Origin of the sequence: Parasphingorhabdus sp. (genome assembly GCF_036963705.1) — a bacterium.
GTDB lineage: Bacteria > Pseudomonadota > Alphaproteobacteria > Sphingomonadales > Sphingomonadaceae > Parasphingorhabdus.
On sequence record NZ_JBALUT010000070.1, the window covers coordinates 1 to 14,292 of the forward strand.

Consider the following 14,292-nt stretch of genomic DNA (forward strand, 5'->3'; position numbering starts at 1 on the left):
GGCTTCGTGGCTTTGTGCGAGTCCGATGGGCGCACGACCCCGGCAAGCAGCGCAGGACGGGAACTTTTCCCGGCCGCGACGGTTGAAGAGGAAATCCCTCAACACCCGCGCGCCCTGAACAGGATCTTTGAACATCTCCTACCGCACCATCCTTCTTGTCATCGCGCTGGCGCTGGCCCTGCGCGGCTACGAGTGGGTCAGGTACGATCACCGGATGCCGTGGACGCCGCTGTCCATGGCCGCGCCGATCGGGCCGTTTACCACCCGCAAAATCGGCGGCCTCGCCGAAGACACCCCGTTTTGCCACGCACTGCTAGAGGAAGCCGCGATACGCTATTCGCCCCTGCCGCCGGTCAAGGCCGGTCCGGATTGCGGCTATGACAACGGGGTCGCGCTCACCCGTCAGAAGAGCCAGCTGGACGGCATCCGCTACAGCCCCGCCGCCCGCACCAGCTGCCCGATGGCGGTCAGTCTCGTGCTGTGGGAAAAGCAGATCGTCAACGCCGCCGCCTTCCGGCACTTTGGCACCACGGTCGACGAGATCATCACCTACGGAAGCTACAGCTGCCGACGGATCGGGGGCGGGCAGACGGGCGCTTTCAGCGAACATGCGCAGGCCAATGCTATCGACATCGCAGCCTTCCGCCTCGCCGACGGGCGCACGGTCTCGGTCGCCGGACACTGGAATGCGGATGACGAGCGGTCCCGCTTCCTCAGAGAGGTGCGCGACGGCGCCTGCGAGCTATTCTCGACAACTTTGTCACCCGATTACAACAAGGCGCATGAAGACCATCTACATTTCGATCAGGCGCGGCGGGGCGGTTCGCGATACTGCAGGTAATATTACGTATCCCTCTACCGCGAGCGAGAAGCTAGAGCGATATCGAGGTCGGCCCTTATGTTCCTCCACTAATTATCGCTCCTCCAATTATCTTGGAACAGGATCGCTTCCCGCACGTTGATTTCACAGAACGCAAACAGAAAAGGAAAGCCTCATGGTAGATAAGAGCCAGATCAAGGAACATATGGAAGTCATCGGCGCAGACGGCGTGCACGTCGGCATTGTTGACCATCTCGACGATAGCGGCGAGCGCATCAAGCTGACCAAAAAAGACAGCCCGCAGACCCAAAGCGGAAAGGGCGCTTCGCATCACTATCTGCCCGTCGGCTTGATCGCCGAATTCGAAGGTGACAAGATCCGCCTCTCGGCAACCGGTGAAAATGCGGTGAATATGTTTGAAGAAGATAAATAGGCCTCACCCGCAATTTCGATAAAAAAGCCCGGCTTCGTGATGCGGAGCCGGGCTTTTTTATGGTGGTCACAGGCCTTGGCAGACGGCTAGATCAAGCTCAGTCAGCATCCTTGATATAAGGGACAAATTCGCCGAAAGCGCAGCTGCCCATCGCGATGCGGCTTTGACTGTCGACCAGCTGGACGATGTCGCCTTTGCATAGCGAGGAACCCGGGCGACTATAGACCAAAATACTGCGGTCCGCGTTCTTGCATCCGGCATAGGGCTTGTTGACGTAGATCGTCCTTGCATTCCGGCTCGATCCGAAAATCAGTATATCGTCGCTGATCACCGTCATGTTGCGCTGGTCATGACCATTGATACAGGATTGAGCCTCACCGGCAGTCCGTCCCTCGAGACGCTTGTCGAGCATCGTCTGCTGTTTTTCAGTGAGTTCGATTTTCTCTTCGCTCAAAGCGGGTGCCGCCAAAAGCATCGCCGCCGGAATTGTCAAAAGCAATTTTCTCATCACCTGTCTCCTCTGTCCAGCCCCCGTCAGCCAGCCATATAACATGAATTTGACTGAACCGGAGATGAAACTTGGGGCGTGGCCCTAGAAATTGTCCTTCGCGGTCCGCCGCTCACCCAGTTCCGCCGCCGATTTCGCCCGCATGAAGGGGTTGGTGGCGCGCTCCTGTTTGATCGTCGTCGGCACCGTTGCCTCGCCGCGTGCGCGTAGAGTAAGAACCTCGGCCATGCGCTCTTTCAGGGCGAGATTATCGGGTTCTGCAACCAGCGCATATTCACCGTTGCTCTGGGTATATTCATGGGCGCAATAGATTTTCGTGGCTTCCGGCAGCGCCTCCAGCTTGCGCATATTGTCGTACATCTGCTCGGCCGTGCCTTCGAACAGCCGCCCGCAACCCATAGCGAACAAGGTATCGCCGACAAACGCGACCTTTTCCGACGGGATGTGAAAGGCGATATGGCCAGCGGTGTGCGCCGGCACGTCGATAACATCGGCGACCACGTCGCCAAGCCTGACGGTGTCGCCTTCCTTGACCAGCGTATCGAGCGTCGGGATGCGTTCCTTCTCGGCTTCCGGACCGGTGATACGGCAACCGGTCGCTTCCTTGATCGCGGCATTGCCGCCGGTATGATCGGGGTGCCAATGGGTGTTCCAGATCTGGGTGATTTTCCAGCCTCGCCTGGCCGCCTCGGCGAGCACCGGTTCCGCCACCGCAGGATCGACGACCATCGTCTCCTGCGATTCGGGTTCGTGGACCAGCCAGATGTAATTGTCTGATAATACGGGGATTCTGATGATTTCAAGCATGGCAGTCAAAATACTCCGCAAATGTGATGCTGTCGATGATTAACCTCAAAATAACCAATTCGCCCTATCTCAGATGGCTTATGTTGCAGTGTTTTTCGAGGGAGGGGCTGTTCATTGCGTTTATTCGTCGCATTTCTGGCCTATATTTGCCTCTGCTTCCCTGCGCATGCCGAAGTATCGATGGCCGACAGACTTTGCACGACCAGCAGCGTGGACAATGTCTCGATATCAGACTTGCTGAAATCCGGCAGATCGTTTGATTGCTCCGACACCAAATATGCCATCGAAGGGCCGCGAGTCTGGGTACAAATCCCTTTCGAGGTCGAGACGCTTCCCGCCGGGGCGATAGAAGTCCAGGGGGACAGCAACGGTCTGACCAACATGCAGGTCCATGCCGTCCTCGACGATGGTGCGATCCTGTCCTATTATTTTTCAGAGCAGTCGGTGATCGCCAGCTGGCGGCCAAAGGGCCGCTTCGGCCTCCCGATCCCGGGTAGCGAAAACCCGGCCACCAAAAGCCGTATCCAGAATATCTATGTCGCCATCGATGATCCGAAACTGATCAGTTCGCTGTTGCTTATTGAACTGGCACACCAGCAAAAATCGGAAGATCAAAAACTTCCCCTCTCGATCATGTTCGCAGTGCTTTGCGGAATGGCTATCATGCCGCTCATCTACAATCTGTTCTTCTACGGGGCGCTGCGATACAGTTTCATGCTGTGGCACAGCCTGATGATCTGTGCGACCGTCACCTATACATTCAGTTCTTCGGGTCTGATTTTCATCCTGTTTCCCGAAACCAGCCTGACCACCAAAATGCTTGTCAATTACTGGAGCCTCGCGATCGGCATCGCCGTTAGTGGAGTTTTCCTGGTTCGCTTTGTCGAACGGGGGAAAATTGCGCCGTGGCTACAAGCCACGATATTTGTGACAGCGCTGATGCCGATGACCGTCGTGGCGTTGTTTCTACCGGTTGATCATGGCTATAGCATCCACGCCCGCGCTTATTATAACGCGTCATTCGTACCCGTCTTTCTGGTCGTCCTTTACGCCATGGTTCATGCGGTGAGGCGAGGCAGCAAGGCCATCTGGTTTCAGATTGCAGGCTGGACCCCGATCGTTATTTTCGGGCTCGACCGGGTAGCACGCGGCACGGAACTGTACGTCGGCTGGCCGATTCTTGATTACGGGCTCTATTTTTTGCTGATAAGCGAAACCATCATTCTCGCGCTTGGCGTTGCAAACCGAATTCTCCGCTTGCGGCAACAGCATGAGACTACAATGCGCAAGCAAGTGGAGTTGACACTTCTTGCCGATACCGACGGCTTGACCCTCATGAACAATCGCAGGTCGTTTGAGCGAGAGTTCCAGTCCAACCAGCACGACTACCAATATAGTCACTTGGCAATCATCGACATTGATTTCTTCAAGCGAGTCAACGACCGCTATGGCCATGAAATCGGTGACGAGGTGCTGCGGGTTGTCGGCAAAGAACTGGCTTCGACGCATCATTTCGCTGCCCGCATCGGCGGTGAAGAATTCACCCTGCTCATGCGCAACGACAATCGCCAGAACCGGAAAAAATATCCTGCCAATGCGCTGACCGAAATTTGTCAGACGCTGATCAAGGCAGTGAGCGAAAGGGTCCCGGAAATACAGGAACCCGTTACATTCTCGGTTGGAGTCGCTTCAATTGCCCGGCGCGACACATTGCGCAGTGTGATGGCAACCGCCGACCGGCGCCTCTATGCCGCCAAGAATAACGGCCGCAACCAGGTGGTCTGGATCGATATATCCGAGGCCCAACCGTCCAAGCCTTCCGGGAAGGCCGCGTTTTAACGACGGTCAGGCGCTTACCACTCGCCGATATTTTCCATGCTTGCCCAAGGCTCCTGAGCCGAAAGCCGCTCGCCTTTTTGCAGCAGCTCAACGGAGATATTATCCGGTGAACGCACAAACGCCATATGGCCATCGCGCGGCGGACGGTTGATCGTCACACCGGCATCCACCAGCTTTTGACACAAGGCATAAATGTCGTCGACCGCATAAGCGAGATGTCCGAAATTGCGGCCGCCGCCATATTGCTCGGGCGTGCTGCCATCTTCCGGAGGCCAATTATAGGTCAGCTCTACCTCGGCAATATTCTTTTCCCCGGGCGCGGCGAGAAAGATCAACGTGAAGCGGCCTTGCTCACTGTCATGCCGACGGACCTGTTCGAGGCCGAGAAGCTCGAAAAACGCAACGCTTGCGTCCGGATCGCTGACCCTGAGCATGGTGTGCAGATATTTTATGGCCAAAGCTATTCTCCGTTCATCGCTATTCAGAAACGGTTCATCGCAGATATCACAAAGCCGAACCGGGTCGTTTCAACCAGCCTAAGCGGCTTTTGGACTGAGGGAAAGAGTGATGAGCGAGAAATTTATCGAGAGCAGGAACAAGGTCTGGCTGGCGAGCGCAGGTCTGTTGACCATCGGCCTGATTATCGGCGGCTATTTGCTGGGTGATGGCTTGCTGCGCGCAAAAATGGCGGATCGCAGCGTCACCGTGCGCGGCCTTGCCGAGCGCGAAGTAACCGCCGACCTTGCTACCTGGACCATTGCCTATAGCGCTCAATCCAGCGACCTGCAGAGCGCCCAGATAGATATCGACCGCGACACCGATGCGATAACCGCCTTTTTCAAGGAACTCGGTTTCAAAGCCGATGCGCTCAAACCGACCGGCGCCAATGTTAATCAATATAGCAACAACGGCATCCCTCAATATACCATCCGTCAGCGGCTCAGTCTGCGCACCGACGATATCGACAAGGCGCAGGCAGCGGTCGCCCGCCAGTTCGATCTGGTCCGCCGCGGCGTCGTCCTCGAGGACGGTTCTGGGATGAGCTACACGTTCACCAAGCTGGACGAAATCAAACCTGAAATGGTTGCGGCAGCGACCAAAGACGCTCGCAAATCTGCCGAGCAATTTGCCGAAGACAGCGGCACCGATGTCGGCGGGATCAAATCCGCTACCCAGGGCTATTTCAGCATCGACAGCCGCGACGGGGATAGCGGCGGCTATGGCGTGACCGACACACCGTATAAAAAGGTTCGGGTAGTCACCACGGTGAATTTCTATCTAGACTAAAGGCGCGATGCAGGGCGGTCTCTGACAGGATCAGGATCGCCTTGTGCCTCGTCGACAGTCGTTGCCCGAGACCGGGACTATTGCTCGGCGCTGGCCTCCAGCTGCGCGAGATAACGGGTGGCAGCTTTGGCGGGAAGGCTCTCCGGATCAAATTTGATCGCCTGTTCCCAATTGCTCCTGGCATTCGCAACGTCGCCAGCTTCATAAGCGATATTGCCGGCCTCGAGCGCGATGGCAGGGTCGGTGATCACCAGCTTTGCCGCCCTCGCGATATCAGACTTGGCTTGCACCAGATCGCCCATCCGGCGTGCCAGCGTCGCTGATAGCAGCCAGCCAAGCGGATCTTCCGGGACAAGCTGGTGAACCAGCGCAAATTGTTTCTTCGCTTCGTCATATTGATTCAACGCGACATAGACGCGCGCCATATCAAGATGGACTTCGCCTTTCAGCAATCCATCAAGCGTATCCTGCTCCAGCGCTGCGCCAAAATGTTGCAGGGCAACCGGTTCATTACCGCCTGCGAACGCTGCATTGCCCGCCTGCGACCAGAAATTCGCGGTCCGTTCGTCGCCCGCAGCTTGCGCGCCTTCTGCAGCCTTCACAAATTCAGCAAGCGCCTTTGTCCAGTCTTCCTGTCCGGCATAAGCGAAGCCGAGGCAATTGCGCGCAAGATATCCGCCGCCTTCAATCTGCCATTTATTCGCAGTGAGCAGGCCATTGGCCGGATCATCGGCCGCCTGATCAACGCATTGCTCAAAGCGGATATCGGTCGCCGTTTTTGCATTGGGTGGAGGCGAACTGGCCGGCTCCTCCTGTCTGGGCTTTGACGGCATCAACACAGGGTCGATCGGGGAACCATAAGGGGTGACCGATTGCATCAATAATGGCAGCAGTAGCGATGAGATCATGGATGATATGTCCGTTATAGGCTTGGGTTGTTCAGGCCGAGGATCACCCCAGACGCGACAGGATATCAATCAGCAGGGCAATATCCTGATCCCGCGACAAGCGGTGATCGCCGTCCTTTACCAGATGGACCTGCACGTCATCTGAACGGATTTTCTTCGCCGTCTCGAGACTATATTCCCACGGCACATCCATGTCTTTCTGGCCGTGCAGCAGACGCACAGCAGCGTCGAAAGCGATTTCCTTGTGGAGCAACCGGCTGCTGTCACCCGACTGCCAGAAGGTCCGGGTCGTGACATAAGGGTCGTCGGAATAATCGCTGGCTTCCTCTAGCTTGCCGTCGCGCAATATCGCCAATTTCTGTTCCTGGGTGAAGCCCCAGTCGGTGAAATCCGGCGCTGCAGCGATGCCGATCAGGTTTTTAACCCGCATCGGTCGTGACAGCGCGACCAGCAACATCAGCCAGCCACCCATCGAGGAACCGATCAGGGTTACCGAACCCGACGTTACCTTGTCGATCAGAAACAGTACATCGTCGCGCCAGCTGATCAGACTTTGATCCTCGAATTCTCCACTGCTTGCTCCGCAGCCGGCATAGTCGAGCCGTAGCATCGCCCTGCCCTGTTGCTTGGCCCAGACATCGACAGCCAGCGCCTTGCCGCCTTCCATGTCCGACATATAACCGGGCAGAAAAACCAGGGTCGTCCCTTTCACACCCGGCTTGGGAGGAGTATAGCAATGAGCCAGAGAAGATCCGCCGGGGCGGTCGAGATAGAGAATGTCGTCTTCCATAAATTCACCCGATTCGTGCCCCTGCGAAGGCGGGGGTCCATCTCCTGCCCTATACTTCAAAAACGATTGATGAGAAGACACGATGACGCGCGTTCATTGGCTCAGCACCCTCTGTCGCTGGAATATTGTTCAGAGGACGGATACCCGGCTGCGCCAGCGCACCGTTCGTCAGCTGGCTGCGAAATAGACGATCGCCAGACACAGAAAAGCTATGATCAAAATGCCGATGTTCGATATCAGCGGCCGCTTGGTCCCGGGCAACAACGCTACCAGCTCCGCCGGGAGCTCGCCCTTGAACCCCAGCCTCCACTTCGGCCGGGCCTTGAGGCCATCCTCGAGACCGAAGACATGGGATTCGCCTTGCTTGCCGAGGTAAACCAGATCATCGAAAAAATAGGCTTCGCTGCGCCACAGCTGTTCATAAAGCGCGAAGGATTTTCCGATCACTTCGATCCGCACCCGCCGCTTCAGAGCGCGTTCGCTATCGACAAGCCATACCTGTTGAAGATCAGACATGGACTGAGCTTAAGACAAGATACATTCCAGCGCATCACAAATCTTTTGTCCTATATACGGTCATGCGCGAACCTGTTGACTTGACGGGGTCATGGACTAAGGCAAAGTGATGCTAGGGAAGCGCCGGAAACAAGCCTTCCTTGGCCACCACTTTGACAAATTTTGAGATGATCTGAGCCCATGACCAAGATGATAAAAATCACCCTTCCCGACGGTAGCACGCGTGAAGTGGCCATGGGCACTACCCCCGCACAGATTGCCGCCGATATCGGCCCGGGCCTTGCCAAAGCTGCGCTGGCCGCGAAGATTGACGGCGAGTTGCGCGATATCATGCGCCCGCTGGAAGAAGACACCGAACTGGCCCTGGTCACCTCCCGCGACGAAGAGGATGCGCTGGAACTGGCGCGCCATGACTATGCCCATGTGCTGGCAGAGGCAGTGCAGAACATTTTCCCCGGCACGCAGATCACCTTCGGCCCCTCCACAGATGACGGCTTCTATTATGACTTCGCACCTGCAGGCGATCCGTTTACCGATGAAGATCTGCCGAAAATCGAAGAGGAAATGCAGCGGATCATCGCCGCCGACAAGCCGCTGCGCCGGGAAGTCTGGGATCGCAATGATCTGATCGCGCGTTGGCAGAAAGACGGCGAATCGTTCAAGGCCGAATGGGCTGCCGAGCTGCCAGAAGGCGACGAGATCACGGTCTATTGGTCCGGAGACGACTGGATGGACATGTGCCGCGGACCGCATTTGGCCTCCACCGGCAAGCTTGATCCCAAAGCATTCAAACTGATGCGTGTATCGGGCGCTTATTGGCGCGGCGACCAGCGGAATCCGCAATTGTCGCGGATCTACGGTACCGGTTGGCTCAACAAGAAACAGCTCGCCGCGCATTTGTTGCGGCTCGAGGAAGCGGCCAAGCGCGACCACCGCAAACTCGGTCAGGAAATGGATCTTTATCATATCCAGTCCGAAGCGCAGGGCAGCATCTTCTGGCACCCGAAGGGCTATGTGATCTGGCAGGCGCTCGAGCAATATATGCGCCGCCGCCAGATTGACGCCGGCTATGAAGAGGTCAAGACGCCGCAGCTGATGGACGTGCGGCAATGGGAGCAATCCGGCCACTGGGGCAAATATAGCGAGAATATGTTCGCTGTTCCCGACGAGGTTCCCGATGCCGAGAGCGACGGCCCGGTGATCACCGGCACCGCCGACATGATGGCGATCAAGCCGATGAACTGCCCTGCCCATGTTCTGGTCTTCCGTCAGGGCATCAAAAGCTACCGCGACCTGCCGATCCGCATGGCCGAATTCGGCTGCTGCCATCGCAACGAACCGCATGGCGCGCTGCACGGACTGATGCGGGTCCGCCAATTCACCCAGGATGACGCGCATATCTTCTGCACCAAGGAGCAACTGATCGAGGAAGTCGGCCTTTTCTGCGACATGCTGGATCGATGCTATCGCGACCTGGGCTTTGAGAATTACGCGATCAAGCTGGCCCTGCGCCCCGACAAGCGGATCGGCAGCGACGAAATGTGGGACTGGTCCGAACAGTCCCTGCGCGACGCTGTGATTGCGACCGGACGCGATACCGAAGAATATGGCTGGGAAGAATTGCCCGGTGAAGGTGCCTTTTATGCGCCCAAGCTCGAATTCCACCTGACCGATGCGATCGGCCGGACCTGGCAGGTCGGGACGATCCAGACTGACACGGTTTTGCCGGAGCGACTGGATGCGACCTATGTTGGCGAAGACGGCGAACGGCACCAGCCAATCATGCTCCACCGCGCGATTCTCGGATCGTTCGAGCGCTTCATCGGCATTCTCATCGAACATTATGCCGGCAAGCTGCCGCTTTGGCTCGCACCGACACAGGCTGTGGTCGCGACGATTGTGACCGATGCGAATCCTTATGCGGAGAAGGTCGTCGAACAATTGAAAGCTGCTGGAATCCGGGTCGAGGCCGATCTCCGCAACGAGAAAATCAACTATAAGGTGCGCGAGCATTCGGTCGGGAAAGTCCCCAATATCCTCGTTGTTGGCATGCGCGAAGCCGAAGAAGGCAAGGTTGCGCTGCGCCGTCTCGGCCAGAAGGACCAGGAGTTTCTGACGCTCGACGAGGTTGTGGCCATGTTGAAGAACGAAGCGCTGCCACCGGACTTGAAATCGGTCGCACAATGACCATATGAACAGTGAAGCTGTGGCATTCTCACCACTATCCTGACGGCTAATGTCTCTTTGGCCATCAAGAAGGCTTTATTCGTGTAAACTTTGCGGCTAATGAGCCACCATAGACAACCACTCAGGAGTATTTAACATAGCTGCACCACCTCGTCGCCCCACGCCGCCTGTAAAAGGCGGCCCGCGCTTCAATGATTTGATCAATTCCGACACCGTAAGGGTTATCGACGACAAGGGTGAAAACCTTGGCGTGATGAACACGAGGGAAGCGATCGAGCGAGCAGCAGAAGTTGGCCTTGACCTGGTCGAGGTTTCTCCGAACGCGCAGCCACCGGTTGCGAAATATCTCGACGTTGGCAAATTCAAATATGAGGCCCAGAAAAAGGCCAATGCCGCGCGCAAGACGCAGAAGGTTCAGGACGTCAAGGAAATCAAGATGCGTCCGAATATCGACGATCATGATTATGACGTGAAAATGCGCAACGTGAACAAGTTCATCGACAATGGCGACAAGGTCAAAGTGACCCTGCGTTTCCGTGGTCGTGAAATGTCTCACCAGCAGCTCGGCATGGCATTGCTTGTGCGGGTCCAGAATGACATGAAAGAAACTGCGAAGGTCGAAGCTTATCCCAAGCTTGAAGGCCGCCAGATGTTGATGGTGCTTAGCCCGAAATAGACGGATCGCATGGACGCTATCTAGGATGAGAGGCGGAATGGCCGGCGAAAACCGGAAGTTCCGTACCGCTCTCTCGCTACTCTCCATGATCGCGATAGCGTCACTCATGCTAATGCCAGCGGAAGTGCTCGTGCCTCCGGACATGAGCTGCACCCGCGAGTCATTTTTGCGTCGCTGAAACGCAGATTCGGCCTATCGAGGCCGGGGCGATATTGGCTGGATGTTGTGGAAATTCTGGCTGGACTCAGCCATCTTTGCACATATAGATGCGCATATATTAGGGATTATTGCAGAGACATCATCGAGCGGCTGCTAATTGGGGCTTGTTCTGGCCATCCAGATCAATCCCGCACCCACGGCTATCGAGGCCAATGCAATCATGATTTCAAAATTTTCCGACACCATTGTCCGAATTCCCATCCTGTTGGGGACATGCTAACGGGCCAACACTAATGTTCGGTTAAAGCGCGGTGATTGGTCAGCTGACCGGTTTGGCGCGATACTGCTGCGGGAAGTGGCGCTTTAAATTTTCTATCTTGGGCTTGTCCCAACGGACAATATAGCCTTGCCGCGGGTTCTTCTGGATAAAATCCTGATGATAGGTCTCGGCAGGATAAAAGGCTTGATAGGCCTCTACTCGGGTCACAATCGGGCGCGACCAATAGCGTCCCTTGCCCAGTTGCGCGACATAGGCGCGGGCTGCTTTTGCCTGTTGGGCATTTGTCGGCACCAGCGCGCTGCGATAATGTTTTCCGCGATCGGGTCCCTGCGCATTGAGCATTGTCGGATCGGCGATCACCGAAAAGAAAATCTGCATCAACTGGCCATAGCTGACCTGGCCGGGATCATAGACCACCCGGACCGCTTCTGCGTGATCGGTTAGTCCTGCGCTCACCAGCTTGTAGGATGCGCTCCGTTTTGTGCCGCCATGATAGCCGGACGATGCGCTGATCACGCCATTGGTATGTTCGAAAACGCCCTCGACGCCCCAGAAGCAGCCACCTGCGAATATTGCCACGGCGCGCTTTCCGGATTCCTTGGCCTCGACACTTGGCTTCGGGATAATCGTCGCCTTCTCCGCAGCATGGGCCTCGCCGACAAAAGCCCGAGTCGCAGCCTGATCAGCAGGAAGCGCCGTTTGCACACCAGCCCAGACTGCGCCAAAACAGGCGATGCTGACGCCAAACATGATGGCTCGGGAGAGGACCGATCCCATTGGTTAGCCTATCAACTGCGAAGCTGAGCTCACCGTCGATGACAGATTCTGGCCGAGGTCAGGCCGCTGCTCTGCAGGTTGCATGAAAAACAATACCAATGCACCGGCGATAAAGCCGCCGCCCAGGCTGTAGGTCAAATCCGATTTGAATATTTTCATCATAGTCTGTTCCTTGGGGTCGTAATCTGTTCGAACCATCCCGCCTGTAGGTTACAGCTATTAATATAGTTTTCCTTTCCCCGCTGTGAACCTGATCACATGGACATATTCAATTTGCGAGCGACAAGATTTTCTATCGGAGGGATGTTTATTTGACCTCAAGCGCCGGGCGGGCGCATGCGCGCCCTTGGCTTTCGCGCCATAAGGCGCGGCGGCCGGTCGGCCTTGCCTCGCTGCGCTCGGTAAGAGACTGATCACGATTGGGAGCGCCAAACCGACACGAAGCGGAGGCAAGCGCGACCGCGCGTCCGAGCTTATGCGAGGATAGCCAAGCGGACGGATGTCCGCGCCCGGCGCTTGAGGTTTAAGTCAACGCAGCGCAGGCCCGCTGGATTCTTGTGCAGGCCTCGATCAACAACTCTTCCGATGTCGCATAGCTGATCCGGAATGCCGGCGAGAGACCGAAGGCCGCTCCGTGCACCGCAGCAACCTGTGCTTCTTCCAGAAAATAGGCGATCAGATCTTCATCCGTGTTGATGACCGCACCCTTTGGTGTCGTCTTGCCCATAAGCTCGCTGGCGTCAGGATAGACATAGAAAGCACCCTCCGGAGTCGGACATTGTAGCCCCGGCGTGTCATTGATCATCGACACCACGAGATCGCGGCGTTTCTCGAAAGCCGCGTTGCGCTCGACCAGAAAATCCTGTGGTCCATTGAGCGCAGCCACCGCTGCGGCCTGTGAAATCGAACAAGGATTGGAGGTCGACTGCGACTGCAACTTGGCCATCGCCTTGATCAGCCATTCCGGGCCACCGGCATAACCGATCCGCCAGCCGGTCATCGCATAAGCCTTGGACACGCCATTCACCGTCAACGTGCGGTCAAAAAGTTCCGGACAAACCTCCGCGATGGTCGAAAAGGCGAAGTCCGCATACCAGATATGCTCGTACATATCGTCGGTCATCACCATCACATTTTCATGTGGGAACAGCACCGCCCCCAGCGCCCTGAGTTCGTCCGCGCTATAAGCGGCGCCGCTAGGGTTGGATGGTGAGTTGAGGATTAGCCATTTGGTCTTCGGCGTGATCGCCGCTTCCAGCTGCTCCGGGGTAATTTTGTAGCCCTGGTCCGCACCGGCTTCGACAATAACCGGCTGGCCGCCAGCGAAATTGACGATGTCGGGATAGCTGACCCAGTAAGGCGCGGGAATGATTACTTCGTCACCTTCGTCCAGCGTCGCCACCAGAGCGTTGAACAGGGTGTGCTTGCCACCGTTATTGGCAGTAATCTGCTTGGTCGTATAAGTCAGACCATTGTCGCGCGCGAACTTGTCGACGATCGCCTGTTTCAGCGCCGCCGTGCCATCAACCGTCGTGTAATTGGTATCGCCATCGCGGATCGCCTGGATCGCGGCTTCCTTGACAAAGTCGGGCGTGTCGAAATCGGGTTCACCCGCCGACAGACCGATCACGTCAATGCCCTGCGCTTTCAGTTCGGTGACCTTTGCGGTCATCGCCAGCGTGGCAGAAGGTTGGATACGTCCGAGTGCTTTGGAGATCATGGTCATGGGAGGTCCTGTCGCAAGGAATAAGCGAGACTGCCTAATATCATTGTTGCTGCACCGCAACAGGGAGAATCAGTCAGGTGCGTTTTTTCACAAACTCTGCCCGCAGCACCAATCCCTTGATCCCGTCGTGCCTGCAATCGATTTCCTGCGCGTCTCCGGTCAGCCGGATCGACTTGATCAATGTCCCGCGTTTTAGCGTCTGTCCCGCGCCCTTGACTTTTAGGTCCTTGATCAGGGTGACAGCATCGCCGTCGGCGAGCACATTTCCGACCGCATCAACCACTTCCGGTCCGGCCGCTTGCACCGCAGCATCTTCGGGACTCAACCATTCGCCAGTCTCTTCGTCATATACATAGTCGCCTGCACCCTCGCTCATCACAAGGATTCCAGCGCTTGTTGCATGTCGGCGATAATATCGTCGATATGTTCGATCCCGACGGAGATACGCACGACATCCGGCCCGGCGCCAGCAGCCACCAGTTCCTCACCGGACAGCTGGCTGTGGGTGGTCGAGGCGGGGTGGATGATCAGCGATCTCGTGTCGCCGATATTGGCGAGATGGCAGAACAGCTTGACCGC

At 56.6% G+C, this 14,292-nt stretch carries 17 protein-coding genes; 6 read left to right on the forward strand and 11 right to left on the reverse strand.

All coding sequences use genetic code 11. The annotated features are described in order from the left end of the window. The first annotated feature begins 127 nt into the window (after positions 1-127). Complete coding sequence (locus V7680_RS12995; protein WP_335653696.1) at positions 128-841, forward strand: extensin-like domain-containing protein; 714 nt, start codon at positions 128-130, stop codon at positions 839-841. Positions 842-995: 154 nt separating this feature from the next. Next, positions 996-1,253, forward strand: coding sequence for a DUF2171 domain-containing protein (locus V7680_RS13000; protein ID WP_335653697.1), 258 nt, complete (start codon positions 996-998; stop codon positions 1,251-1,253). A gap of 97 nt (positions 1,254-1,350) precedes the next feature. Here the strand turns inward: V7680_RS13000 and V7680_RS13005 are convergent, their stop codons facing one another. Together V7680_RS13005 and gloB are read right to left on the reverse strand one after the other, a co-directional pair. Beyond that, positions 1,351-1,761, reverse strand: coding sequence for a hypothetical protein (locus V7680_RS13005; protein ID WP_335653698.1), 411 nt, complete (start codon positions 1,759-1,761; stop codon positions 1,351-1,353). Positions 1,762-1,845: 84 nt separating this feature from the next. Then, entirely contained in the window at positions 1,846-2,568 is a 723-nt protein-coding gene (gloB, locus tag V7680_RS13010; RefSeq protein ID WP_335653699.1) for a hydroxyacylglutathione hydrolase, read from the reverse strand. Positions 2,569-2,682: 114 nt separating this feature from the next. Between gloB and V7680_RS13015 the strand changes: the two genes are divergently transcribed. Continuing rightward, entirely contained in the window at positions 2,683-4,407 is a 1,725-nt protein-coding gene (locus tag V7680_RS13015; RefSeq protein ID WP_335653700.1) for a sensor domain-containing diguanylate cyclase, read from the forward strand. A 14-nt stretch (positions 4,408-4,421) separates the two neighbouring features. Here V7680_RS13015 and V7680_RS13020 read toward each other — a convergent pair whose 3' ends face one another. Further along, positions 4,422-4,841 (reverse strand): VOC family protein, encoded by a 420-nt coding sequence (locus V7680_RS13020; protein ID WP_335653710.1) that lies wholly within the window; start codon positions 4,839-4,841, stop codon positions 4,422-4,424. A 133-nt stretch (positions 4,842-4,974) separates the two neighbouring features. Between V7680_RS13020 and V7680_RS13025 the strand changes: the two genes are divergently transcribed. Beyond that, positions 4,975-5,694, forward strand: a complete 720-nt coding sequence (locus tag V7680_RS13025) for an SIMPL domain-containing protein (protein ID WP_335653701.1) — start codon at positions 4,975-4,977, stop codon at positions 5,692-5,694. A 77-nt stretch (positions 5,695-5,771) separates the two neighbouring features. On the opposite strand, the gene V7680_RS13030 is transcribed toward V7680_RS13025, so the two are convergent. The 3 genes from V7680_RS13030 to V7680_RS13040 all read right to left on the reverse strand — a co-directional run bounded on the left by V7680_RS13030 (position 5,772) and on the right by V7680_RS13040 (position 7,908). Next, positions 5,772-6,602 (reverse strand): tetratricopeptide repeat protein, encoded by an 831-nt coding sequence (locus V7680_RS13030; protein WP_335653702.1) that lies wholly within the window; start codon positions 6,600-6,602, stop codon positions 5,772-5,774. A gap of 43 nt (positions 6,603-6,645) precedes the next feature. After that, positions 6,646-7,392: an alpha/beta hydrolase gene (locus V7680_RS13035; RefSeq protein ID WP_335653703.1), complete on the reverse strand. Its 747-nt coding sequence runs from the start codon at positions 7,390-7,392 to the stop codon at positions 6,646-6,648. A 168-nt stretch (positions 7,393-7,560) separates the two neighbouring features. After that, the gene (locus V7680_RS13040) at positions 7,561-7,908 is read right to left on the reverse strand and encodes a hypothetical protein (protein WP_335653704.1); all 348 of its coding nucleotides are present in this window, start codon (positions 7,906-7,908) and stop codon (positions 7,561-7,563) included. 180 nt (positions 7,909-8,088) lie between these two features. Between V7680_RS13040 and thrS the strand changes: the two genes are divergently transcribed. Both thrS and infC read left to right on the forward strand, forming a co-directional pair. After that, positions 8,089-10,095: a threonine--tRNA ligase gene (gene thrS, locus V7680_RS13045; protein WP_335653705.1), complete on the forward strand. Its 2,007-nt coding sequence runs from the start codon at positions 8,089-8,091 to the stop codon at positions 10,093-10,095. Positions 10,096-10,231: 136 nt separating this feature from the next. Continuing rightward, positions 10,232-10,771, forward strand: coding sequence for a translation initiation factor IF-3 (gene infC, locus V7680_RS13050; protein ID WP_082788356.1), 540 nt, complete (start codon positions 10,232-10,234; stop codon positions 10,769-10,771). Positions 10,772-11,249: 478 nt separating this feature from the next. Here the strand turns inward: infC and msrA are convergent, their stop codons facing one another. The 5 genes from msrA to V7680_RS13075 form a co-directional block, all read right to left on the reverse strand. Next, positions 11,250-11,987, reverse strand: coding sequence for a peptide-methionine (S)-S-oxide reductase MsrA (gene msrA / locus V7680_RS13055; protein ID WP_335653706.1), 738 nt, complete (start codon positions 11,985-11,987; stop codon positions 11,250-11,252). A gap of 3 nt (positions 11,988-11,990) precedes the next feature. Then, positions 11,991-12,149, reverse strand: coding sequence for a hypothetical protein (locus V7680_RS13060; RefSeq protein WP_176277934.1), 159 nt, complete (start codon positions 12,147-12,149; stop codon positions 11,991-11,993). A 361-nt stretch (positions 12,150-12,510) separates the two neighbouring features. Next, positions 12,511-13,713, reverse strand: a complete 1,203-nt coding sequence (locus V7680_RS13065) for a pyridoxal phosphate-dependent aminotransferase (RefSeq protein WP_335653707.1) — start codon at positions 13,711-13,713, stop codon at positions 12,511-12,513. Between the two features lie 73 nt (positions 13,714-13,786). Continuing rightward, positions 13,787-14,089 (reverse strand): alkylphosphonate utilization protein, encoded by a 303-nt coding sequence (locus V7680_RS13070; RefSeq protein ID WP_335653708.1) that lies wholly within the window; start codon positions 14,087-14,089, stop codon positions 13,787-13,789. Then, a partial coding sequence (locus V7680_RS13075) for a PLP-dependent transferase (RefSeq protein ID WP_335653709.1) occupies positions 14,089-14,292 on the reverse strand: 204 nt, incomplete at its 5' end. The genes V7680_RS13075 and V7680_RS13070, both read right to left, overlap by 1 nt.

Bases quoted from the DNA above. Each gene is read 5' to 3' on its own strand.
- V7680_RS13000 (WP_335653697.1), top strand. From the start codon at position 996: ATGGTAGATAAGAGCCAGATCAAGGAACATATGGAAGTCATCGGCGCA.
- V7680_RS13005 (WP_335653698.1), bottom strand. From the start codon at position 1,761: ATGAGAAAATTGCTTTTGACAATTCCGGCGGCGATGCTTTTGGCGGCA.
- gloB (WP_335653699.1), bottom strand. From the start codon at position 2,568: ATGCTTGAAATCATCAGAATCCCCGTATTATCAGACAATTACATCTGG.
- V7680_RS13020 (WP_335653710.1), bottom strand. From the start codon at position 4,841: ATGCTCAGGGTCAGCGATCCGGACGCAAGCGTTGCGTTTTTCGAGCTT.
- V7680_RS13025 (WP_335653701.1), top strand. From the start codon at position 4,975: ATGAGCGAGAAATTTATCGAGAGCAGGAACAAGGTCTGGCTGGCGAGC.
- V7680_RS13030 (WP_335653702.1), bottom strand. From the start codon at position 6,602: ATGATCTCATCGCTACTGCTGCCATTATTGATGCAATCGGTCACCCCT.
- V7680_RS13035 (WP_335653703.1), bottom strand. From the start codon at position 7,392: ATGGAAGACGACATTCTCTATCTCGACCGCCCCGGCGGATCTTCTCTG.
- V7680_RS13040 (WP_335653704.1), bottom strand. From the start codon at position 7,908: ATGTCTGATCTTCAACAGGTATGGCTTGTCGATAGCGAACGCGCTCTG.
- thrS (WP_335653705.1), top strand. From the start codon at position 8,089: ATGACCAAGATGATAAAAATCACCCTTCCCGACGGTAGCACGCGTGAA.
- msrA (WP_335653706.1), bottom strand. From the start codon at position 11,987: ATGGGATCGGTCCTCTCCCGAGCCATCATGTTTGGCGTCAGCATCGCC.
- V7680_RS13060 (WP_176277934.1), bottom strand. From the start codon at position 12,149: ATGATGAAAATATTCAAATCGGATTTGACCTACAGCCTGGGCGGCGGC.
- V7680_RS13065 (WP_335653707.1), bottom strand. From the start codon at position 13,713: ATGACCATGATCTCCAAAGCACTCGGACGTATCCAACCTTCTGCCACG.
- V7680_RS13070 (WP_335653708.1), bottom strand. From the start codon at position 14,089: ATGAGCGAGGGTGCAGGCGACTATGTATATGACGAAGAGACTGGCGAA.